Below are 21649 nucleotides of genomic sequence, written 5' to 3'. Positions count from 1 at the left end.
AGCAAAGGACACGACAATGGACCTGATCGAAGGCCACGCCCCACTGACCCCCAGCGCCGACACTCCGGTGCTCGATATCGACCCCTATGACGAGGCGGTGCTGGCAGACCCCTTCCCCTACTATGCCCAACTTCGCGAGGCCGGGCCGGTGGTGTTCATCCCCCGCTATCAGGTCCTCGCCGTGGGCCGCTACGAGGAGACCAAGGCCACCTTTTCCGACCACGAGAACTTCGTGTCGTCGCGCGGCATCGGCTTCAACGACTTCAAGCTCGAAAAGCCCTGGCGCCCGCCGTCGATCATCCTCGAGGCCGACCCGCCCGATCACACCAAAACGCGCCGGGTGATGTCCAAAGCGCTGTCGCCCAAGGTGGTGCGCGGGTTGATGGACGACTTCCGCAGCACCGCCGAAGAGGTGGTCGACGGTCTGCTGGAGCGCTCCGAGATCGAGGGTGTGGTGGACCTTGCCGAGGCCTTCCCAACCCGCGTCTTCCCCCGCGCCGTGGGCATGCGCGATGTGCACGCCCGCCACCTCGTCGATTACGGCGCCATCGTCTTCAACGCGGTCGGCCCCGACAACACCCTGCGCCGCGCCGCCATGGCCCGCGCCCCTGAGGTCTCTGCCTGGATCAATGCCGCCTGCGCCCGCGACCGGCTCACTGGCGATGGCCTCGGTGCGCTGGTCTACGAGGCTGCCGACGCGGGCGAGATCACGCCCGACGAAGCCGCCATGCTGGTGCGCAGCTTCCTCTCCGCCGGGGTGGACACCACCGTCACCGGCATAGGCAACGCGCTCTGGTGCTTCTCGCAGAACCCCGACCAGTGGGAGGCGCTAAAAGCCGACCCCTCGCTCGCCCGCCCCGCCTTCGAGGAGGTGCTGCGCATCACCTCGCCGGTCCACACCTTCCTGCGCACTGCCAATGTGGACACCGAGATCGCCGGCCACCCGGTGCCCGAGAGCGCCAAGGTGCTCTGCGTGCTCGGCGCCGCCAACATGGACCCGGACAAATGGGGCGACCCGGATGCCTTCCGGATCGACCGCCGCCCTGTTGGCCACATGGCCTTCGGCGCGGGCATCCACGGCTGCGTGGGCCAAAATATCGCCCGCGGCGAGCTGGAGGCGCTTCTCACCGTCATGGCCGAAAAGGTCGCCCGGATCGAACCGGCCGGCGAGGCCGTCTGGCGGCCCAACAACGCCATCCGCGCGCTCGACCGCCTGCCACTCAAACTCATCCCGAAATAGAGGACCGCCCCCGTGAAAGTGACCTACATCCAGCCCGACGGCAGTGAACAGACCGTCGAGGCCAAACCCGGCGACAGCGTGATGCAAGCCGCCATCGCCGCGAACGTCCCCGGCATCGTCGCCGAATGCGGCGGCTCGATGGCCTGCGCCACTTGCCATGTCTATGTCGATGACGCATGGGCCAGCCGCACCGGCACCCGCTCGGAGAGCGAGGAAGACATGCTCGATTGCGCCATGTCCGAGATGAAGGACAGCTCCCGCCTCTCCTGCCAGCTCCGCCTCACCGAAGAGATGGACGGGCTGACCGTGCATATCCCCGAGGAGCAGTTCTGAGCGCCGCCGCCCCCGTGACATGGCGGCTGAACCCGGCTATCGGTGAGCGCTTGAAAGGTGCCCCCGCATGACACGTGCCGACCAGATCAAAGCCGCGCCCGAGCGCCTCAACGCCCCCACCCGCGACCGCGAGGGCGCGGAGATTCTCGATATCGACTACTATGTGCCGTTCCTGCTCAACGCGGTGGCGAGCGCATGGGGGCGGCAGACCTCGGCGATCTACCGGCGCGACTTCGGGCTCGGCCTGACCGACTGGCGCGTGGTCGCCATGCTCAACATCGAGCCGGGCATCACCGCCAGCCGCATCTGCGACGTGATCCGGATGGACAAGGCCGCCGTCAGCCGCTCCCTCAAGACCCTGAACGAGATGGGCCACTTGCGCCACGAGCAGCCGGGGCCCGATCCGCGCAAGCGGCTCTGGTGGCTCTCCGAGCGCGGCCTGCAGGTCCACGCCGATATCCTCGCCGTGGCCCTTGGCTGCGAGGCCGATCTGATCAAGGGCATCGCGCCCGAAGACCTCGAGGTTTTCCTGAAGGTCATGCGGCAGATGCTCACCAACATCGACCCCAAGTAGCCCGCCCGGCAAGCCCATGAGATCGACGCACTGGTCACGCCGGACCTGCTGCAACTCCCCGAGATCCGGTTCACCCCGGTCTTCGACTACGAGCTTGTCCTCGCGGTCCACGAGGATCACAAGCTCGCCGGGCGCGCGGCAGACCATGCCCTAGCCTGCGGCCCGCCGGTCAGCCTTCGGCCTCCGGCAGCCGCCGCCGCGCAATCGCCGCATGAACCTTGGCCCCATGCAGCAGGGCCGCATCGTTGAAGTCGTATTTCGGGCTGTGCAGCGGCGCCGAGGCCTCGCCGTTGCCGATGAAGGCAAAGCAGCCCGGCACATGCGCCAGAAACTGCGCAAAATCCTCCGAGGCCGTCATAGGCGCGGGCATCTCGCGCACCTCGCGAGATACCGGCCCAGCCGCGCGCAGCATCTCACCTGCAAGCTCGCCGTCATTCACCAGCGGGATGAACTCCCGCGTATAGGCCACCTCTGCTGCCACCCCATGCGCGGCGGCAACGCCCGCCGTGATCGCCCGCATCTCCGTCTCGATCTGCGCCGACACCTCCGGCCTGAAACTACGCGCATCCCCAAGGATACGCGCCTCCCCTGGCAGCGCATTGCGGGTGCCATCCGTGCGCAGCTCGGTGACGGAGACCACCGCAATATCCGCTGGGTCGAGCCGCCGGGCGACGATGGGCTGCAACTCCAGAACCAGTGCGCAGGCGGGCACCATGACCTCACGCCCCACATGCGGCCGCGCCGCATGACCACCCTCGCCCGTCAGCGTGATCTCGAAGATATCCTCCGCCGACATCAGCGCGCCGCCCCGCGTTTCGAGCGTGCCCACAGGCAGGCCCGGCATGTTGTGCAGCCCGAAGACCTCATCGAAGGGAAAGCGCTCCATCAGCCCGTCGTCCAGCATCGCCAACGCGCCCCGGCCCCACTCTTCTGCGGGTTGGAAGATGAACCGGATCGTGCCGTCAAACCCGCCCTCTTCGGCAAGCATCTTCGCCGCGCCCAGCAACATGGCCGTGTGCCCGTCATGCCCGCAGGCGTGCATCAACCCGGGGGTGGCAGAGGCCCAGTCCGCCCCCGGCGCCTCGGTGATCCGCAGGGCATCCATATCGGCCCGCAGCCCGATGGCGCGGTTGGAGCTGCCGCGCCTGAGCGTGCCCACAACCCCCGTGCCGCCGATCCCCTCGGCCACCTCCAACCCGAGACCGCGTAGCACCTCGGCCACAAACCCCGCCGTCCGCACTTCCTCGAAGCCGAACTCGGGGTCGCGGTGCAGCGCGCGCCGCCAGCCCGTCATCTCCCGTTCAAGGGCGTCCATATCCGTCATCGGCTCAGGCTCCATGTGACGTCGAGCAAAACATTCGCCCCCGCCACGAGCTCAGCCTCGGCGGTGAACTCCGCCGGATTGTGGCTGATCCCGCCGCGCGAGGGCACGAAGATCATCGCAGATGGCGCGACGCGGGCAATCATCTGCGCGTCATGCCCAGCCCCCGAGGTCATCCGCCGGTGCGCAAGCTGCCGCCCCTGCGCCGCCGCTTCGATCCGGCACACGATCTCCGGATCAAACAGCACCGGCTCGAACCGCGCCAGTCGCTCGGTCGCCACCTCGAAGCCCTCACTGCGCAATTCATCGAGCAGCCCGCCCAGCGCCGCCTCCTGCGCCTTCAGCCGGGCCTCATCGGGGTTGCGCAGATCAACCGTGAAGCGCGCGGCAGAGGGGATCACGTTGATAGCGCCCGGCACCAGTTCAATGGTGCCCACCGTCGCCACCGCGCCCTCCGTCTCCCGCGCCATCCGGTCCAGAAAGCACATCACCCGCGCCGCCGCCACGCCGGCATCGCGCCGCAGCGCCATCGGCGTCGTTCCGGCATGGTTGGCCAAGCCGCCGATCGTCACCCGTTGCCACGAGATGCCCTGAAGGCTCTCAACCACGCCAAGGCCAAGCCCCTCCGCCTCCAGCACCGGCCCCTGCTCCACATGCAGCTCGACATAGGCATGGGGCGTGATGAACCCCGGCGCCCGGTCCCCGGCATAGCCAATCCGAGCCAGCTCCTCGCCCAGCGTGGTGCCATCTGTGCCCACAGTGGCCAGCGCCGCCTCCGCCGTCATCCCCCCGGCGGCAACGAGGCTGCCCATCATGTCGGGCGCGTAGCGCACGCCCTCTTCGTTGCTGTAGGCCACGACCGCCAAAGGCCGTGCGGGCCTTGCCCCGCCCGCCTGCAGCGCCTCGATCACCGCAAGCCCGGCCAGTACGCCGAGGCAGCCATCATAGATGCCCGCGTCGATCACCGTGTCGATGTGCGACCCCATCACTACCGGATCGCCCTGCGCCTCCTCCGGCAGCCAGAGGCCGTGGATATTGCCGATCCGGTCGATCTCGATCCGCAGGCCCGCCGCCCTCATCCAGTCGCAGAGCAGGTCGCGCCCCGCCTTGTCGGCATCGCTCGCCGCCAGCCGCGTCAGCCGCCCCATGTCATCCCGGCCCGTCGCGCCCAATGCCTTGAGCCGCGAGACAAGCCGCGCCCCGTCAATCGCCAGCGTCATGCGCCCGGTCCTTGCAGCACCGCCTCCGGCGCCTGCCCGACCAGCTTGGCATAGAGCGCAGGGTCGGTCGCCCCCTCGGTGTTGATCACCAGCAGCCGCGCGTCCGGCCCAAGCCCGATGCCCGCCGCCAGCTCCGCATCCCGCAGCACCGCAATCGCCCCGGCCAGCCCCACGCCGCCGCTCTCCCCGGCCACCACCGGCGGGTCGCCCGCCACCGGCGCGGCGAGGCGGCGCATCACCTCCACGGCATCCTCCTCGCTCACGGTCATGAACCCGTCCGCCACCCGCTCAAGCACCCTGAAGGCCACCAGTGACGGTTCGTAGCACTCCAGCATCGCCATCACCGTCGGCGCGCCTTCGGCCACCTTCACCACCGCTCCGGCCTCGGCACTGGCATAAAGGCAGGCCGCTCGCGCCGGGTCGACCACCGTCACATGCGGGCGGGCCTCGCCCAGCAGCACCGCGAGATGCCCCGCCACCGCCGCCGCAAACCCGCCAACCCCGGCCTGAAGGAACACATGGGTCGGCGGCTCGGGCAGTTCAGCCAGCGCCTCCTGCACGATCGCGGTGTAGCCTTGCATCACGAGGGCGGGAATGTGCTCGTACCCCGGCCATGAGGTGTCAGACAGCACGGTCCACCCCTCCCGCTCCGAGACCCGCGCCGCCTCTGCAACGCTGTCGTCGTAGTTTCCCGCCACCCGGATGATCTCCGCCCCGAAGCCCGCAATCGCGTCGATCCGCCCCTGGCTCACGCCGGCATGGACGAAGATCACAGCCCGTGCGCCCATGATCTGTGCCCCCTGCGCAACCGAGCGCCCGTGGTTGCCATCGGTCGCGCAGGCAAAGCTCATTGTCGCCGCGATCGCCCGCACCTCTTCTGAGAGCAGGTCCTCCAGCGCCACCCTTCGCCCCAGCCGCCGCTCCGCCTCGGCCTGCACCAGCCGCATCAGCGCATAGGCCCCGCCCAGCGCCTTGAAGCTGCCCAGACCAAGCCGCTGCCCTTCATCCTTCAGGTGAATCGCCCCCAGCCCAAGCTCGCCCGCCAGCCCCGGCAAGGCCACAAGCGGCGTGGCCTCGTTGTGCTCCCGCAGCGCCAGAACCTGCGCAACCGCCGCGCCCCCCTCGCGCCCGAGCGTTTCGGCATCGCGCGGGTCCAGCGGCGTGGCGTGGTTGGGCAGTCGGTTGTGCAAATACATCGGTGTCTCCTTGGCTGCCTGAGTAAATACTCCACCACAGGCGAGATTTGCGCTGCATTTTACCCGTCGTCGTGCAAGTTTGTTTCACATGACCCCGCTCGACAGTTACGACCTTGCGATCCTCCGCATCCTCCAGCGCAACAACGCCACGCCCCAGCGCGCCATTGGCGAGGCGGTCAATCTCTCAGCGCCTTCGGTGCAGCGGCGGATCAAGCGGATGGAGGCAGAGGGCGTGATCGCGGCCAATGTCGCGGTCGTCGCGCCCGACCGGGTCGGCCTGCCGCTGACGATCTTCGCGCAGGTCGAGCTGGTCAGCGAAACCCCCGACGATATCGACACCATGAAGCGCCGCTTCCGCGAGGCCCCCGAGGTGCAGCAGTGCTTCTACGTGACCGGCGAGGCCGACTTCATGCTGGTGCTCGTGGTCGAGAGCATGGCCGCCTACGAGGAGTTCACCCGCCAGGCCTTCTTCGCGGGCGGCAACGTCCGCAAGTTCCGCACCTTCGTGTCGATGGACGCCGTGAAGAGCGGCAGCAGCCTGAACATCTGAGAGCGCGCCAAGGGCCGCCCCTAGTCATGGCCACTGCGCAAAAGAGACTTCCTCGGTCCGTTGCCGATAAAGAGGCGTGTACTTCCGCCTGAACTGGGCCGGGGCAAGCTGCTCGTGGCGCTTGAAGAACCGTGTGAAATAGGCGGCATCCCCAAACCCGAGCCGATAGCCCACCTCCGCCACGCGCAGGTTGGTGGTGACGAGCAGCGCCTTCGCCTCCTCCATCAGCCTGCGCTGAATGTGGGCATGCGGCGGCACCCCGATCGCGCCCCGCACCGCCGTGTTCAGGCTGTCGCGCGAAATCCCTATCCGGCTGGCGTATTCGGCGATGGTCCAATGGTTCTGCATGTGCAGCTCGACAAGGCTGAGGAAGCTGTCCGAAATCCGGTGCGGCGCCTGCTCCACCGATTGCCGCGGCGGGGCGGCAGCGCGCCAGATGTCGATCAGCATCAACGAGATGCAATGGTGCAGAACCGTCTCGCTGCCCGGCGGCGCTTCGCGCAGCTCGGTGTCGATCTTCTCGAAAAGGGTTGTGACCGAGGCGATCATCTTGGGCGAGATGTCCGACAGGAAGATCCGGCGGCTTACGGCTTGGCGCACATGGGCCGAGAGCGCATCGGTCGGCATCGCCCGGCCAAGCGCGCGTTCGGGCAGGCGGGCCAGAAAGCCCCGCGCCCCGGCGGCCAGCGAGATCCGGGTCCACCAGCCGGTGGGCGCCCAGATCAGGCAGGGGCCGGCCACCTCCCGCTCCACCTCGTCGGAAATGAAGGTGCCGCGCCCCGCCAGCAGCAAGAGCATCACCGCTCGCCCGCCCGAGGTGCCAAACTCAGTCGTGGTCAGCTCACTCCTGATCCGCTGCGCCTCAACCGCCTGCCGCTCCATCGCATCCCTCCCGCGCCTCTCCGTCAAAAGTGCAATTTATTCCTCAAAATGTCTATTCCGGCCGCCGCATTGCAGGCGTAGGCTCTCTGTCACGCCCCGCATGGGAGGACATGCGGAGCCGGGTGCGGCCCGAACGAGCCGCTCCCGAGACATATCGGGAGGAAAACCATGACATCCTTTATTGCGGAGACCGCAGGCGCGGTCCGCCGCCTGATGACCCGTGGCGCCGCGGCGGCGCTGCTGGCTTCGGTGGCATCCACGGCGGCGCTGGCGCAGGACGGCGACACCGTCAAAATCGGCTATGCCGTCTCCAAGTCCGGCCCCAATGCGGGCGGGTCCGACATGACGGTCACGCCCAACTACCAGCTCTGGGTTGAAGAGGTGAACGCCGCGGGCGGCCTCAAGCTGCCCGACGGCAGCCAGAAGATGATCGAGGTAATCGAATACGATGACCGCTCCTCCGCCGAGGAAGTGGTGCGCGCCGTCGAGCGCCTCGCCACACAGGACGAGGTGGATTTCATCCTCCCGCCCTGGGGCACAGGCTTCAACCTCGCCGTCGCCCCACTGATGGCCAAGTTCGGCTACCCGCACCTCGCGGGCGCGGCGGTGACCGACAAGGCCCCCGACTTCGTCAAACGGTGGGATACCAGCTTCTGGTTCATGGGCGGCAGCGTCGACTATGTTGATGCGCTCACCGAGATCCTCGTCGCCCAGCGCGAGGCCGGCACGATCAACGACCAGATCGCCATGGTTTCCGTGGCCGACGGCTTCGGGATCGATCTGGTGAAGGCCGCGCGCCCCGCCTTCGAGGCCGCCGGCTTCGAGGTCAGCTATGACAAGACCTTCCCGCCCGAAACCTCCGACTTCGCCACCATCCTCGGCGAGGCCGGCAACGCGGGCGCCGATACCTTCGTGGCCTTCAGCTACCCGCCCCACACCTTTGCCCTGACCAAGCAGGCCAAGGTCGCGGGCTTCAACCCGCCGGTCTTCTACCTCGGCGTCGGCGCAGCCTTCCCGGTCTATCCGGGCATCGCGGGCGGCTCGGTGGAGGGGGTGATGAGCCTCGGCGGGATCGACCCCAACAACGAGCTCACCATGGCCTACCGCAGCAAGCACGAAGAGGTCGTCGGCCGCGCGCCCGATCTCTGGGGCTCGATCCTCGTCTACGCCTCGCTGCAGATGCTCGCCCAATCCATCGAGCGGGTGGGTCTCGACAAGGCCGCCGTGGCCAACGAGCTCTCCACCGGCAGCTTCTCGACCGTGCTCGGCGAGGAGACCCGGCTGGAGAATAACCAGCTCCGCGCGATCAACTGGATCGGCCAGTGGCAGGATGGCAACTTCGTCGCCGTCTCCGCCGATGGCGGCGAGGGCAAGGCGGCGGTGAAGCTGCCCAAGCCCGGCTGGGAATAACCCGAACCGGAGCGCGGCGGGCCTCGCCCCGCCGCCTCCCCCCACTCAAGACGCAGCGGACCCCTCATGCTTGAACACGTCGTCAACGGGCTGGTGCTCGGCGGCACCTACGCGCTGGTCGCCATGGGGCTGACCATCCAGTACGGCATCGCCCGGATCATGAACCTCAGCTTCGGCGATACGATCATCGCCGCCTGCTTCGCCACATGGCTCATGTTCACCGGCCTCGCGCTGAGCCCGATCCTCGCGCTGGTGGTGCTGGTGCCCGCAGGCTACGCGCTGAGCCTCGTGGTCTACCGCTTCATCATGAAACCGCTGGTCGACCGCGCCCCCGACGAAGGCGCGCTGGAGGTCGACAGCATCCTCGTCACCTTCGGCCTGCTCTTCGTGATCCAGGGCGTGCTGCTCACCCTCTTCGGCGGGGGCTACACCAGCTACAGCTACCTCAACAGCCCGGTGAACGTGCTCGGCACCACCGTGGCCGCCAACCGCCTGTTGGCCCTCGCGCTCAGCCTCGCCATCGGCGCCGCGCTGGTGGTGGTGCTCTTCCGCACCCGCTGGGGCATGACGCTGCGCGCCGTGGCCCTCGCGCCGCAAAGCGCCCCGCTCTACGGGATCGACACCAACCGCGCCGCCCGCACCGCCTTCGCCATCGGCGGGGCGCTGGCCTGCACCGGGGGCGTCGTGCTCTCGATGTTCCAGACCTTCACCGCAACCGGCGGCGTGGTCTTTACCATGAAGGCGCTGATCGTCGTCATCCTCGGCGGCAAGGGCAGCGTGCCAGGGGCGATCCTCGCGGGCCTGCTGCTGGGCCTCGTCGAAACCTTCGTTGCCGCCTACATCGACCCGGGCCTGACGCTGGCCGCCGTCTACACCGTCTTCCTCGCGCTGCTTCTGGTGCGGCCCAACGGCCTCTTCGGAAAGGCCTGAGCGATGAAGACACCCCTCGCCTTCGCCCTCGCCGCCGTGGTGCTCGCCGCCCTCGCCGCCGCGCCCCTTTTCATCCCCGACTACTGGACAGGCGTTCTGCTGGGGATGACAGGCTACGTGGCGCTGGCCACCGCATGGGCGCTCTTCTCCGGCCCCACCCGCTACGTCTCGCTCGCCACCGTCGCCTTTTTCGGCGTCGGCGCCTACACCGTTGCCGTGCTAAACGAGGTGCTGCCCTACCCGCTGGTGCTGCTCTGCGCGGGCGGCATCGGCGCGGCGATGGCCCTTGTGGTCGGCCTCTCCACCCTGCGGCTCGCGGGCGTCTACTTCGTGATCTTCACCTTCGGCCTCGCCGAACTGGTCCGCCAGACGGTGAGCTGGTGGGAGGTCAACGTGACCTACACGATGGGCCGCTACGTGTTCTTGCCCTTCGAGGGGCGGCACATCTACTGGCAACTGCTGGCGCTGGCCGCCGTCACCCTGCTCATTTCATGGGCCATCGGCCGCTCGCGGCTCGGGCTGGCGCTGAAGGCCATCGGAGATGACGAGACGGTCGCCGCCCATGCGGGCATCAACGTGACCCGGATCAAGCTGATGCTCTTCGTCATCTCCGCCACGCTCATCACCCTCGTCGGCGCCATCCAGGCCCCGAGGTGGACCTATATCGAGCCCTCCATCGTCTTCAATCCGACCGTCAGCTTCATGACCCTCATCATGGCGCTGCTGGGCGGCGCGATGCGCCTCTGGGGGCCTCTGGTGGGCGCGGTGCCACTCTTCCTGCTGTTCGAATGGCTCTCGGTCAGCTTCCCCGATCACTTCTCGATCATCCTCGGGCTGCTCTTCATCCTCATCGTCTTCGTCATGCCGCAGGGTGTTCTGGCCAAGCTCGAAGACCTGCGCGGGAGGGGCAAGCCATGAGCGCCGAGTTGCACCTGAGCCATCTCCACAAGCGCTTCGGCGGGCTGGTCGCGGTAAAGGACGTGTCCTTCTCCCTCGCGCCGGGCGAGGTGGTCGGCCTGCTCGGCCCCAACGGCTCGGGCAAAACCACTGTGATGAACATGATCTCCGGCGCGCTGCCCTGCGACGGCGGCTCTGTGAAGGTCGGCACCACCGACATCACCCGGATGAAGCCCCACCGCGTCGCCAAACACGGCGTCGCCCGCACCTTCCAGCTCGTCCGCCCGCTGCCCACGCTCACCGTGGGCGAAAACGTCATGCTCTCGCTCGCCTTCGGCAAGAAGCGCCACTGGGGCCGCGAGGCCCGCGATCTGGCCGAGGAAAAACTCGCTTTCGTCGGGCTGGAGGGCCGCGGCGACGAGCAGGTGGGCAACCTCACCTACATCGACCAGAAGCGCATGGAGATGGCCCGCGCGCTGGCCTCCGAGCCGGACATCCTGCTGCTCGACGAGTGGCTCGCGGGCCTCAACCCCTCCGAGCTCTCCATCGGCATCGAGCTGGTGCGCCACCTGCAGGGGCAAGGCATCACCGTGCTGCTGGTCGAGCACATCATGGAAGCCGTCCGCGCCCTCTGCTCGCGCTGCATCGTGATGAGCGCGGGCGAGGTCATCGCCGAGGGGCCGTCCGCCGAGGTGCTGGCCCGCCCCGCCGTGATCAAGGCCTACCTGGGAGACGACCATGCTTGAACTCTCCGGCCTGACCGTCCGCTACGGCAAGCACCTCGCGGTGGAGGGCGTGAGCCTCACCGTCGAGAAGGGTGAGGTGGTGGTTGTGCTGGGCGCCAATGGAGCGGGCAAATCCTCTACCCTGAAGGCGGTGGCCGGCATGGTCCCCGCCGCTTCGGGCGAAGTGCATATGAACGGCGAGCACCTCACCGGCCTGCCCGCCCACGCCCTCACCGGCAAGGGCCTCGCGCTGGTGCCCGAGGGGCGCGGCATCGTCGGCCAGATGACGGTGGAGGAGAACCTCCGCCTCGGCGCCACCCCGACCCGCGCCCGTGCCTCCGAGGAGGGCACGCTGGCGCAGGTCTTCGAGATCTTCCCCCGCCTCGCGGAACGGCGCGGCCAGATCGCCCGCACCATGTCGGGCGGCGAGCAGCAGATGGTGGCCGTGGGCCGCGCGATGATGTCCAAGCCCGAATTCCTTTTGCTCGACGAGCCCAGCCTCGGCCTCGCCCCCATCGTGGTGGGCGACCTCTTCAAGGCGCTCGCCCGCGTGCGCGCCACCGGCGTGGGCCTGCTGATCGTGGAGCAGAACGTGAAGATCAGCCTGCGCCACGCCGACCGGGGCTACCTGCTCGAGGCAGGCCGGATCACCGGCGCAGGAACGGCCGAAGAATTGATGACAGACGATGCGGTGCAAAGCGCCTTTCTGGGCGGCAGCGTGTGACCCAAAGCCAAGGAGAATCCCATGAGCGTGCTTGAACTTCTGATCGCCGGCGAGAAGGTGAGCGCCGAGGGCGGGCGCACCTTTGCCCGCAACAACCCGCTGACAGGCGGCGTTGCCACCGAGGCCGCCGCCGCCACTGTGGCCGATGCCATGCGCGCCGCCGATGCCGCCGCCGCCGCCTTCCCCGAGTGGTCCGCCACCGGCCCCGGCCAGCGCCGCGCCCTCCTGATGGCCGCCGCCGACAGCCTTGAGGCCCGCAAGGGCGATATCGCCGTGGCCATGGCCGAAGAACTGGGCGCCACCGCCGCATGGGCCGGGTTCAACGTGATGCTCGCGGCGGGGATGCTGCGCGAGGCCGCCGCGATGACCACCATGATCAAGGGCGAGATCATCCCCTCCAACCGCCCCGGCTCGATGGCCATGGCCATCCGCCAGCCCGCCGGCGTGGTGCTCTCGATGGCCCCGTGGAACGCGCCCGTGATCCTCGGCGTCCGCTCGCTCGCCATGCCGCTCGCCTGCGGCAACACCGTGGTGATGAAATCCTCCGAGCTCAGCCCCCGCACCCACGCGCTCATCGTCGAAGCGATGCAGGAGGGCGGGCTGCCCGCAGGCGTGCTCAACGTCATCTCCAACGCGCCCGATGACGCCGCCGACATCGTCGAGGCCCTCATCGCCCACCCCGCCGTGCGCCGGGTCAACTTCACCGGCTCCACCCGCGTGGGCCGGATCATCGCCAAGCTGGCCGCCGAGCACCTCAAGCCCGCGCTGCTGGAACTGGGCGGCAAGGCCCCGATGATCGTGCTGGACGACGCCGATCTCGACAAGGCCGTCGCTGCCGCCGCCTTCGGCGCCTACATGAACCAGGGCCAGATCTGCATGTCGACCGAGCGGCTGGTGGTGCATGAGGCCGTCGCCGATGCCTTTGTCGAAAAGCTCGCCGCCAAGGTCCGCACCCTCACCGTGGGCGACCCGCGCGAGGGCAACACGCCGCTCGGATGCGTGGTCGACAAGAACGCCGTCGAGCGGATCATGGGCCTCGTGCGCGACGCGCAGGACAAGGGCGCCAAGCTGGTCGCCGGCGGGCAGGCCGATGGCGTGCTGATGCAGGCCACCCTGCTCGATCATGTTACCCCTGCCATGCGGATCTACACCGAAGAGAGCTTCGGCCCCACCGCATCCGTGGTCCGCGTCGGCTCCATCGACGAGGCGGTGCGTGTGGCCAATGACACCGAGTATGGCCTCTCCGCCTGCATCTTCGGCGAGGACACCGTGCGCGCGATGAACGTGGCAAAGCGGATTGAAAGCGGCATCTGCCACATCAACGGCCCCACCGTGCACGACGAGGCGCAAATGCCCTTCGGCGGGGTCAAGGACTCCGGCTATGGCCGCTTCGGCGGCACTGCGGCCATCGAAGAGTTCACCACCCTGCGCTGGATCACCGTGCAGGACGGCACCCCGCACTACCCGATCTGAGGGCGGGCGGCATGTTCGACCTCAAGGGCAAGACCTGCCTCATCACCGGCGGCGCGGGCTCTCTCGGCCTCGCCGCCGCGCGGATGCTGCACGCGCAGGGTGCGCATCTGGCGCTGGTAGATTTGCATCTCTCCGATCTGGACGAGGCCTGCGAGCGCGCTTTCGGCGCCGAGGCGGCAGGTGTGCTGCGCCTCGCCTGCGATGTCACCGACGAGGCTCAGGTCCGCCGCGCCGTTGCCCGCACCGTGGACCGCTTCGGCCACATCGACGTGCTCATCTCCAACGCCGGCATCTTCGGCACCGTCGCGCCCATCGAGGCCTACCCGACAGAGGTGTTCGATAGCGTGATGGCCGTCCACGTGCGCGGCGCGTTCCTGCTGGCCAAACACGCCATCCCGCACATGGGGCAGGGGGGCAGCATCGTGCTCACCTCCTCCGTCGCCGCCACCCGGGGCGACCCCGGCGTTTATGCCTATATCACCGCCAAACACGCGCTCACCGGGCTGATGCGCGTGCTGGCCAAGGATCTCGCCCCGCGCGGCATCCGGGTCAACGCCATCGCCCCCGGCCCGGTGGACAACGGCTTTCAGAAAGCGGTGGAAGACGGGCTGGGCGCCGAGATCGGGCGCGACGGCACGGAGTTCTTCAACGAGATGATCCCGATGGGCCGCCACGCCACGGCGGACGAGATCGCCGCCTCCATCCTCTACCTCGCTTCGTCGCAATCGGGCTTCACCACCGGCCATGTGCTCATGGCCGATGGCGGCATGTCGGTCTGATGCTAGCGGAAGAGCTTCTCGATGTAGTCGGCGCCAAGCCCGACCTTCTCGTAATGCTCCTTGCAGAGCGCGATGTACTGGTGAACGTCAAAGTAGCCGTCTGGCTCCCCGTCCTCATCCAGCCAGATCAGCGGGCCGGTGACCTTGAAGTGCACCTTCATCGGGTCTTCATGCTCATAGGCCACAAGCGTGTGCCCCTCGCCCGGCGTCTCGTAGACAAAGTCGCCCGCCGTCGCGATCCAGTCATGCTCGAGGTAGCCCCACTTGCCCGAGATCGTGTAGGCGAACACCTCATGCGGGTGGTAATGCCGGTTCACCAGCCCCGGCCCGGTCGCCATCAGCACGTCGCACCATTGGTTCTTGCTGGGCGAAATCCAGACCGGCTTCGAGAACACCGTTTCGGTGAAGGGCACGTAATAGCGCATGTCTTCATCGGCGATGTTCGGCAGGTAGACCTCCGGCGAGGCATCGGGCTGAAACACCTTGGTGATCGGCTTAAGGTCGCGCCAGAACTCGCTGCCGCCCGCGTCTTTGCCAGTGTCTTCGTCTTTCATCTCGTCTCTCCTCCCTTGGGGTTCCTAGGTGTGTTTCGTCGGGCCGATGTCTTGCGCCAGTTCTGCGGCGGCCTCCTTCAGCTGGCGCGCGGCCCGCTCCTGCACCTCCGGGCCAAAGCGCCCCAGCGTGCCGAAGGCCGAGATCGTCAGCACCGTCCTGCCCTGCGAGACCACCGGCACCGAAACAGCGGCGATATCAGGCTCGTTGTCGCCCCGGTTCAGCGCATGGCCCTCGGCGCGGATGTCCTCGAGAAGCGGCTCCACCTCGGCCAGCGCGGCCTGCGCCACGCTCTGCCCGATGGCCCAGTTCTTCCGGTCGCGCGGCGCCATCCCGGCCAGAAACAACCGGCCCTGCGCGGTGCTCAGCATCGGCAGGGTGGTGCCGGTGCGGATGTTCACCGAAATCGGCCTGTCGGCCTGACTCACCGCCACGCAGAGCGGCCCGCGCGGGGTGTAGCGGCAGGCCATCACCGACTCCTCCAGCCCCTGCCGCAGCCGGTCCAGCGTGGCTTGCAGGCTGGCGGGCAGCGGGGCGAGGTCTTCGGCCATCCGCCCCAACCGGGCAAGGCGCGGGCCGGGCGCGTACACCCCGCGCCGCACCGCCGTCAGCACGCTCGCGGCCTCCAACGTCGCCAAAAACCGGTGCGCCGTCGCGTGCGAGAGCCGCAGCTCCCGCGCCACCACCTCCGCCGTCAACTCGCTCCGCGCCTCGCTGAACAGCTCCAGCGCGTCGAAGGCTTTCATCACAGACAGGTTGATCGGCGTGGCCATGCAGGCGGTCTCCCTCAGCGAGCATTGACTCACCTTGCCGCGCTGCCTCACTATCTGCAAATAGAATCTCAAATATTGAAATTTGAGACAGGCAGCAGGGCGCACGCATGAAAGACACTCCCACCATCACCGCCGGCGGCGCGATCTTTGGCAAGCTGAAGGCGCTGGGCGTGGACTATGTCTTTGCCAACTCGGGCACCGACTTTCCGCCGATCATCGAAGGGCTGGTAGAGGCCCGCCGCGCCGGGCTCGACCTGCCCACGCCCGTCACCGTGCCCCACGAGCACGCCGCCGTCTCCATGGCCCATGGCTACTGGCAGGTCACCGGCCGCCCGCAGGCGGTGCTGCTGCATACCAACGTCGGCCTCGCCAACGGCGCGACGGCGGCGATCAACGCATGGTGCGACCAGGTCCCGATGATCCTGATGTCGGGCCGCACCCCCGTCACAGAGCACAGCCGCTTCGGCGCCCGCACCGTGCCGATCGGCTGGGGGCAGGAGATGTTCGACCAAGAGGCGCTGATCCGCGAGACCACCAAGTGGCACTACGAGCTGCGTTTCCCCGACCAGATCGCCGAACTGATGGACCGCGCATGGGCCATCGCCAACTCCACCCCCCGCGGCCCGGTCTACCTGAGCCTGCCGCGCGAGGTGCTCTGCGAACCCTGCCCACAGGCCGGGCTGGAGGCACCCTCGCGCATCGCCCCGGTGCTCACCGCCCCTGACAGCGCCGCACTGGCCCAAGCCGCCGAGGCCCTCGCCAAGGCCGAGACCCCCCTCATCATCGCCCAGCGCGGCGCAGGCAGCGAGGCGGGCTTCGCCGCGCTCTCCGCCCTCTGCGAGGCCCACGCCCTGCCGCTCTCGCACTACTGGTCGAACCAGCTCGCCATGCCTCTCTCCCACCCCATGCAGGTGGGTGCCGATCCCGGCCTTTGGCTGGCGGAGGCCGATGTCGTGCTTGTGCTCGACGCGCTGGCGCCGTGGTTCCCTGACAAGGTCACACTCCGCGAGGATGCCACCGTCATCATGGCCGGTCCCGACCCGCTCTTCACCCGCACCCCCGTGCGCGGCTTCCCCGCCGCCATCACCCTCTCCGGCCCGACCGACCGGGTAATCGAGGGGCTGGCGCAGGCGATGGGCGCGCCGCAGCAGCCCGACCGGACCGAGGCCCGCCGCACCCGCATCACCGAGGCAGCCGCCAAGGCCCGCACGCAGGCCGCTTCGCAGGCCGAGGCCGGCGCAGGCAGCCCGATGAGCAAGGAATGGGTCAGCCTCTGCCTTGGCCGCGCCATTCGCGCGCATGCCGAACAGGGCCGCCGCGCCACCGTCTTTCACGAACTTGGTTGCCCGCTCATGCCGCTCGATCTGCAAGAGCCCGACAGTTACTTTCAGGAGCCCCATTCCGGCGGCCTCGGCTGGGGCCTGCCCGCCGCCATCGGCGCCCAAATGGCCCACCCCGACCGGCTCGTCTTCGCCACCATGGGCGACGGCAGCTACATGTTCGCCAACCCCACCGCCTGCCACCTCGTGGCCGAGGCGCATGAGGTGCCGGTGATCGTGCTGGTGCTGAACAATGAGGAGTGGGGCGCGGTGCGGCACTCCGTCGAGGGGCTCTACCCCAAGGGTGCCGCGCGGGCCTCCAACGAGGTGCCGCTCACCTCGCTCCGCCCAAGCCCCGACTTCACCCGCACCGCCGGGGCCAGCCGCGCCCATACCGAAACCGTCACCGACGGCGCCGACCTGCCCGCCGCGCTCGACCGCGCCATTGACGTCGCCACCACCGAGCGGCGGCAGGTGTTGCTCAACATCGCCATCGCACGAACCGCGCCGCACTAACCGGCGCCCCGCAAACAGAGACAATCAGGGAGGAACCAATGTCTTTTGTCAGAACGCTCGCCACCTCAGCCGTGGCCCTCGCCCTTGCCACCGGCGGGGCCTTCGCGCAGGAAATCCAGCTCAAGCTGCACCACTTCCTCAGCCCCAAGGCCCCCGCCCACACCCAGATGCTCGAGCCTTGGGCCAAGAAGATCGAGGAGGCCTCCGAGGGCCGGGTGAAGATCGAGATCTTCCCGGCCATGACGCTGGGCGGCAAGCCGCCTCAGCTTCCGCGTCAGGCCCGTGACGGCGTGGTCGACCTCGTCTGGATCGTCAACGCCTACGCCGCCGGGGCCTTTCCCCGCACCGAGGTCTTCGAGCTTCCGGGCGTGCATCGGGGCGACAACGCGGCGGTGAACAAGGCCATGCTGGCGATGTACGACGAATTCCTCGCCGAAGATTTCCAGGGCGTCGTGCCGATGTTCCAGCACGTCCACCAGGGACAGGCCATCCACATGGCCTCCGAAGAGGTCCGCAGCCCCGCCGACCTCGCCGGCAAGAAAATCCGCATCCCCTCGCGCACCGGCTCATGGGTGCTCGAAGCTCTCGGCGCCTCGCCGGTGCAGACCGCCGTGGGCGAGATCCCGGTCGCGCTCTCCAAAAAGGTGATCGACGGCGCGCTGATCCCGTGGGAGATCATCCCGGCCCTCAAGATCCACGAGGTCACCGACTACCAGATAGAGGGCCCGAGCGGCAAACGCTTCGGCACCACCTCCTTCTCGGTGCTGATGAACGAGGCCAAGTGGGACAGCCTTCCAGAAGACATTCAGGCCATCTTCCGCGAAGCCTCCGATGAGGCATGGCACGCCGAAGTGGGCGAGGTCTGGGCCAATGCCGATGCCCACGGCATCGAGGTCGCCACCGGCGCGGGCAACACCCACATCCAGCTGACCGATGAGGAATGGGCGGCCTTCGAGGAGCCCATGTCCACCGTCGTCACCCGCTGGATCGAGGAGATGAACGGTCAGGGCATCGACGGGCAGGCGCTCTACGACAAGGCGGTCGAGCTGGTCGGCCAGAACATGCAGACCAACTGAGATGACGGGTGAAACCCCCGGCGCGGGCCGCTTCAGGCCCGCGCGACGTCTGATCGAGGGCTGGGCGCTCTTCGGCGGCCTCGTGCTCTTTGCCGTGGTCGCCGTCAACGCATGGTCGATCCTCGCAGGCTGGCTCGCCAACGCCCCATTTCCCGGTGACTTCGAGCTGACGGAGATGGGCACCGCCGTCGCCGTCTTCGCCTTCCTGCCCTACTGCCAGCTGGTCGGCGCCAATGTCTCCGCCGATATCTTCACCATGCGCGCCTCGCCTTGGCAGGTGGCGCTGATGTCGCTGCTCGCCGCGCTGGTGGCCTTCGCCTTCAGCGTTCTGCTGATCTGGCGCATGTGGCTCGGGCTGATCGATTACCGCACCTACACCGAGTTCACCGGCATCCTCGAAATTCCGATCTGGTGGGCCTTCGTGCCCGTTCTGGCCTCGCTCGCCCTGCTGCTGCTGGCCTCCTTCATCACCCTGACAGAGGCCATCGCGGCCCTGAAATCCAAGCGGAGCGCCTGACCCGTGGACAGCCTGACCATCGGCCTCACCGGCCTCGGCGTGCTCGTGGCGCTCATCGCCATCCGCATCCCCATCGCCTACGCCATGATCCTCGTCGGCGGCGTCGGCACGGCGGTGCTCAACGGCTGGCCCATCGTGCTGAGCCAGCTCAAGGATCTCGCCTACGCGCAATTCTCGAACTACGACCTCTCGGTGGTGCCCCTTTTCGTGCTGATGGGAGCCATCGCCTCGCGCACCGGGCTCTCGGCCGACCTCTTCCGCGCCGCCAATGCATGGCTCGGCTGGATGCGCGGCGGGGTGGCGATGTCGGCCATCGCCGCCTGCGCGGGCTTCGGCTCGGTCTGCGGCTCCTCGCTGGCGACCGCCTCCACCATGGGCCGCGTCGCCCTGCCTGAGCTGAAGAAGTACAAATACTCCGACCGCCTCGCCACCGGCACCATCGCGGCGGGCGGTGTGCTAGGCATCCTTATCCCGCCGTCCGTGGTGCTCATCATCTACGCCATCATCGTCGAGGCCAACGTGGTGACCATGTTCATGGCCGCCCTGCTGCCCGGCCTGATCGCCGTGGCGCTCTTCCTGCTGACGATCCTCGCCTACACCACCCTCGCCCCCGGCTCCGGCCCCTCCGGCCAACGCGCCACCCGCGCCGAGCTGGTCTCGGCCACGCTGGCGATTTTCCCGGTGCTCGTGGTCTTCGCCGCCGTCATCGGCGGGCTCTACTTCGGCCTGTTCAACCCCACGCCCGCGGCGGCGGTGGGCGTGGTCATGGTCGCGCTCATCGGCCTGCTGCGCGGCAAGCTGACCCTCGTGGAAACCCGCGAAGCCTTGCTGGAGACCGCCCGCACCACCGGCATGATCTTCCTGATCCTGCTCGGCGCCGAACTGCTCAAAATCTTCATGGCGCGCGGCGGCGTGCCGCAGGTCATGGCCGAGATGATGGCAAACTCCGGCCTCGCCCCGATGACCACCCTCATCCTGCTGCTGGCCGCGCTCATCCTGCTGGGCTGCCTGATGGACAGCCTCTCGATGATCCTCCTCGCCATCCCCTTCTTCTGGCCCGTCCTTGTTGAGATCAACGGCGGCGACTGGGCCACCGCGGCCGAAAGCCCCTTCGGCATGACGACCGAAGACCTCAAGATCTGGTTCGGCATCCTCGCGTTGATCGTGGTCGAACTCGGCCTCATCACGCCGCCCGTGGGCATGAACGTCTTCATCATCTCGGCACAGGCGCCCGACGTGCCGATGCGCGATACCTTCCTCGGGGTGCTGCCCTTCTTCTTCGCCGAACTGCTGCGCGTGGCCCTGTTGCTGGCGGTGCCGGGGCTAGTGTTCATCCTGCCGGGGCTGGTCGGCTCATGACGGCGCCGGTCGCTTAGCCTACCTTCCCCGGCTGCTTCGGCAGGTCCAGCACCACCCGCAGCCCGCCGGATGGCGGCAGCTCCGCCCGCAGCCGCCCACCGTGATGCTCGATCGCGCGGCGCGCGATGGCGAGGCCCAGCCCATATCCGCCCCTCTGCGGCGCGCCCGACCCACGGGCGAAAGGGTGAAAGATCGTCTCGAGGTCTTCGCGCCGCACGCCGGGCCCCTCGTCCGTCACGCTGATGCTCAGCCGAGCCCCCACCTCCGCGCAGTCCACCGTCACCGATGTGCCCTCGGCAGTGTGCTTCACCGCGTTGCGGATGACGTTTTCCAACGCGCGATAGACCAACTCGCCCTCGACCTCCGCCAAAAAGCTCCCCGGCAAGTCGGTCGTCACCGTGACCCGCCGCTCCGCAGCTTCAAAGGCGGCATCCGCGAGGATGGCGTTGAGCAGGTCAATCAGGTCGAGCACTTGGGTCTGCAACGGGGCATCGACCCGCTCCGAGAGCCGCGCCAGCGTGAGCACCTCGCCCACCAGCTCGTCCAGCCGCTCTACCTCGCGGTCCATCCTGTCCAGAATCGTGTCCAGCCGGTCTGGCGATTTACGCAAAATCCCCGTGGCGGCCTGCAACCGCGAAAGCGGCGAGCGCAGCTCATGCGATACATCGTGAAACAGCCGCCGCTGAGCCTCGTGATGCTCTTCCAGCCGCACTGCAGTGCGGTCGAAATCACCCGCCAATGTCGAAATCTCGTCCTTCCGATGCGCCAGCGCCGCGGCGATCCGCACGTCAAACCGCCCATCCGCCAGCGCACGCAGCCCGTCGCGCAACTGGATCACCGGGTTCACGAGGTTTCGCGCCAAGAGCGCCGCCGCCAGCACGGTCGAGGCCAGCACGGCAAGGCCGAGCATGATCGGCGCAAACCTGTAGGAGACAAACGGGGCCGGCGGCTCGGTCGAGAGCCGGTAGCACCCGCCCGCGCTGTCAACCAACCGCTCATAGGGCCCAACAGACCCGGCGCAATCTCCCGCCCCCAACAGCGTGAGGCGCAGGCCAAGCGGCCGCGCCCGTTCCGAGACTTCGGCAAATCGCATCGCCGCCTCCGGCCCCTCAGCGGTGAGCACGGCTTCCGTCAGGTCGAGCGCCACCTGCCGCCGGTCCTCCTCGAGTTTCAGCAGCACCGGCGAGGCCTCGAAGGCATTCAGGATCAGGATCATCCCCACGATCGAGCCAATCACCGAGACGGCGATCACAACGAGGGATTTCAGAAACAGGCCGCGCATG

The 21649-nt window shown here is 68.2% G+C and carries 22 protein-coding genes; 15 read left to right on the top strand and 7 right to left on the bottom strand.

Features of this window, described 5'->3' with window-relative positions:
* Positions 1 to 16: 16 nt before the first annotated feature.
* The 3 genes from ACUXVX_RS03600 to ACUXVX_RS03590 all read left to right on the top strand — a co-directional run bounded on the left by ACUXVX_RS03600 (position 17) and on the right by ACUXVX_RS03590 (position 2147).
* Positions 17 to 1240 (top strand): cytochrome P450, encoded by a 1224-nt coding sequence (locus tag ACUXVX_RS03600; RefSeq protein WP_446310405.1) that lies wholly within the window; start codon positions 17 to 19, stop codon positions 1238 to 1240.
* 12 nt (positions 1241 to 1252) lie between these two features.
* Positions 1253 to 1573 (top strand): 2Fe-2S iron-sulfur cluster-binding protein, encoded by a 321-nt coding sequence (locus ACUXVX_RS03595; RefSeq protein ID WP_446310404.1) that lies wholly within the window; start codon positions 1253 to 1255, stop codon positions 1571 to 1573.
* Between the two features lie 67 nt (positions 1574 to 1640).
* On the top strand, positions 1641 to 2147 hold the full coding sequence (locus tag ACUXVX_RS03590) for a MarR family winged helix-turn-helix transcriptional regulator (protein WP_222470856.1): 507 nt from the start codon (positions 1641 to 1643) through the stop codon (positions 2145 to 2147).
* A gap of 169 nt (positions 2148 to 2316) precedes the next feature.
* On the opposite strand, the gene ACUXVX_RS03585 is transcribed toward ACUXVX_RS03590, so the two are convergent.
* Genes ACUXVX_RS03585 through ACUXVX_RS03575 form a run of 3 tightly spaced genes read right to left on the bottom strand, consistent with a single transcriptional unit; the run spans position 2317 to position 5884 of the window.
* The gene (locus ACUXVX_RS03585) at positions 2317 to 3471 is read right to left on the bottom strand and encodes an amidohydrolase (protein WP_446310403.1); all 1155 of its coding nucleotides are present in this window, start codon (positions 3469 to 3471) and stop codon (positions 2317 to 2319) included.
* The gene (locus ACUXVX_RS03580) at positions 3468 to 4688 is read right to left on the bottom strand and encodes a hydantoinase/carbamoylase family amidase (protein WP_446310402.1); all 1221 of its coding nucleotides are present in this window, start codon (positions 4686 to 4688) and stop codon (positions 3468 to 3470) included. Before ACUXVX_RS03580 ends, ACUXVX_RS03585 begins: the two co-directional genes overlap by 4 nt.
* Positions 4685 to 5884, bottom strand: coding sequence for a diaminopropionate ammonia-lyase (locus tag ACUXVX_RS03575; RefSeq protein ID WP_446310401.1), 1200 nt, complete (start codon positions 5882 to 5884; stop codon positions 4685 to 4687). Before ACUXVX_RS03575 ends, ACUXVX_RS03580 begins: the two co-directional genes overlap by 4 nt.
* Positions 5885 to 5972: 88 nt before the next feature.
* Between ACUXVX_RS03575 and ACUXVX_RS03570 the strand changes: the two genes are divergently transcribed.
* Positions 5973 to 6434 (top strand): Lrp/AsnC family transcriptional regulator, encoded by a 462-nt coding sequence (locus ACUXVX_RS03570; RefSeq protein WP_446310400.1) that lies wholly within the window; start codon positions 5973 to 5975, stop codon positions 6432 to 6434.
* A gap of 24 nt (positions 6435 to 6458) precedes the next feature.
* On the opposite strand, the gene ACUXVX_RS03565 is transcribed toward ACUXVX_RS03570, so the two are convergent.
* A complete protein-coding gene (locus ACUXVX_RS03565) occupies positions 6459 to 7316 on the bottom strand; it encodes a helix-turn-helix domain-containing protein (protein ID WP_222470860.1) in 858 nt (285 codons plus the stop codon).
* Between the two features lie 168 nt (positions 7317 to 7484).
* On the opposite strand from ACUXVX_RS03565, the gene ACUXVX_RS03560 reads away from it, so the two are divergent.
* The 7 genes from ACUXVX_RS03560 (at position 7485) to ACUXVX_RS03530 (ending at position 14254) form a co-directional block, all read left to right on the top strand.
* Positions 7485 to 8726, top strand: coding sequence for an amino acid ABC transporter substrate-binding protein (locus ACUXVX_RS03560; protein WP_446310399.1), 1242 nt, complete (start codon positions 7485 to 7487; stop codon positions 8724 to 8726).
* A gap of 66 nt (positions 8727 to 8792) precedes the next feature.
* Complete coding sequence (locus ACUXVX_RS03555; protein ID WP_222470861.1) at positions 8793 to 9656, top strand: branched-chain amino acid ABC transporter permease; 864 nt, start codon at positions 8793 to 8795, stop codon at positions 9654 to 9656.
* Positions 9657 to 9659: 3 nt separating this feature from the next.
* A complete protein-coding gene (locus ACUXVX_RS03550) occupies positions 9660 to 10574 on the top strand; it encodes a branched-chain amino acid ABC transporter permease (RefSeq protein ID WP_446310398.1) in 915 nt (304 codons plus the stop codon).
* Positions 10571 to 11299, top strand: a complete 729-nt coding sequence (locus ACUXVX_RS03545) for an ABC transporter ATP-binding protein (protein WP_446310397.1) — start codon at positions 10571 to 10573, stop codon at positions 11297 to 11299. The genes ACUXVX_RS03550 and ACUXVX_RS03545 overlap by 4 nt, the downstream gene beginning before the upstream one ends.
* On the top strand, positions 11292 to 12002 hold the full coding sequence (locus tag ACUXVX_RS03540) for an ABC transporter ATP-binding protein (RefSeq protein ID WP_446310396.1): 711 nt from the start codon (positions 11292 to 11294) through the stop codon (positions 12000 to 12002). Before ACUXVX_RS03545 ends, ACUXVX_RS03540 begins: the two co-directional genes overlap by 8 nt.
* Before the next feature lie 21 nt (positions 12003 to 12023).
* Positions 12024 to 13475 carry an aldehyde dehydrogenase gene (locus tag ACUXVX_RS03535; protein WP_446310395.1) on the top strand — a complete coding sequence of 484 codons (1452 nt, stop codon included), beginning with the start codon at positions 12024 to 12026 and terminating at the stop codon, positions 13473 to 13475.
* 11 nt (positions 13476 to 13486) lie between these two features.
* Positions 13487 to 14254 (top strand): SDR family NAD(P)-dependent oxidoreductase, encoded by a 768-nt coding sequence (locus tag ACUXVX_RS03530; protein WP_446310394.1) that lies wholly within the window; start codon positions 13487 to 13489, stop codon positions 14252 to 14254.
* A gap of 2 nt (positions 14255 to 14256) precedes the next feature.
* Here the strand turns inward: ACUXVX_RS03530 and ACUXVX_RS03525 are convergent, their stop codons facing one another.
* Positions 14257 to 14808, bottom strand: coding sequence for a 2,4'-dihydroxyacetophenone dioxygenase family protein (locus ACUXVX_RS03525; RefSeq protein WP_446310393.1), 552 nt, complete (start codon positions 14806 to 14808; stop codon positions 14257 to 14259).
* A 24-nt stretch (positions 14809 to 14832) separates the two neighbouring features.
* Entirely contained in the window at positions 14833 to 15579 is a 747-nt protein-coding gene (locus ACUXVX_RS03520) for an IclR family transcriptional regulator (protein WP_446310392.1), read from the bottom strand.
* A 107-nt stretch (positions 15580 to 15686) separates the two neighbouring features.
* On the opposite strand from ACUXVX_RS03520, the gene ACUXVX_RS03515 reads away from it, so the two are divergent.
* From ACUXVX_RS03515 to ACUXVX_RS03500, 4 genes are read left to right on the top strand one after another with little or no spacing between them, the layout of a single operon-like run.
* The gene (locus ACUXVX_RS03515) at positions 15687 to 17414 is read left to right on the top strand and encodes a thiamine pyrophosphate-requiring protein (RefSeq protein ID WP_446310391.1); all 1728 of its coding nucleotides are present in this window, start codon (positions 15687 to 15689) and stop codon (positions 17412 to 17414) included.
* 38 nt (positions 17415 to 17452) lie between these two features.
* Positions 17453 to 18490, top strand: coding sequence for a TRAP transporter substrate-binding protein (locus ACUXVX_RS03510; RefSeq protein WP_446310390.1), 1038 nt, complete (start codon positions 17453 to 17455; stop codon positions 18488 to 18490).
* Between the two features lies 1 nt (position 18491).
* Positions 18492 to 19007, top strand: a complete 516-nt coding sequence (locus tag ACUXVX_RS03505; RefSeq protein WP_446310389.1) for a TRAP transporter small permease — start codon at positions 18492 to 18494, stop codon at positions 19005 to 19007.
* A gap of 3 nt (positions 19008 to 19010) precedes the next feature.
* Positions 19011 to 20366 carry a TRAP transporter large permease gene (locus tag ACUXVX_RS03500; RefSeq protein ID WP_446310388.1) on the top strand — a complete coding sequence of 452 codons (1356 nt, stop codon included), beginning with the start codon at positions 19011 to 19013 and terminating at the stop codon, positions 20364 to 20366.
* A 13-nt stretch (positions 20367 to 20379) separates the two neighbouring features.
* On the opposite strand, the gene ACUXVX_RS03495 is transcribed toward ACUXVX_RS03500, so the two are convergent.
* On the bottom strand, positions 20380 to 21648 hold the full coding sequence (locus tag ACUXVX_RS03495) for a HAMP domain-containing sensor histidine kinase (protein WP_446310387.1): 1269 nt from the start codon (positions 21646 to 21648) through the stop codon (positions 20380 to 20382).
* Position 21649 lies beyond the last annotated feature (1 nt).

The organism is Vannielia sp. SX4 (assembly GCF_052828525.1).
This window is presented reverse-complemented; position numbering and strand designations above follow the sequence as displayed.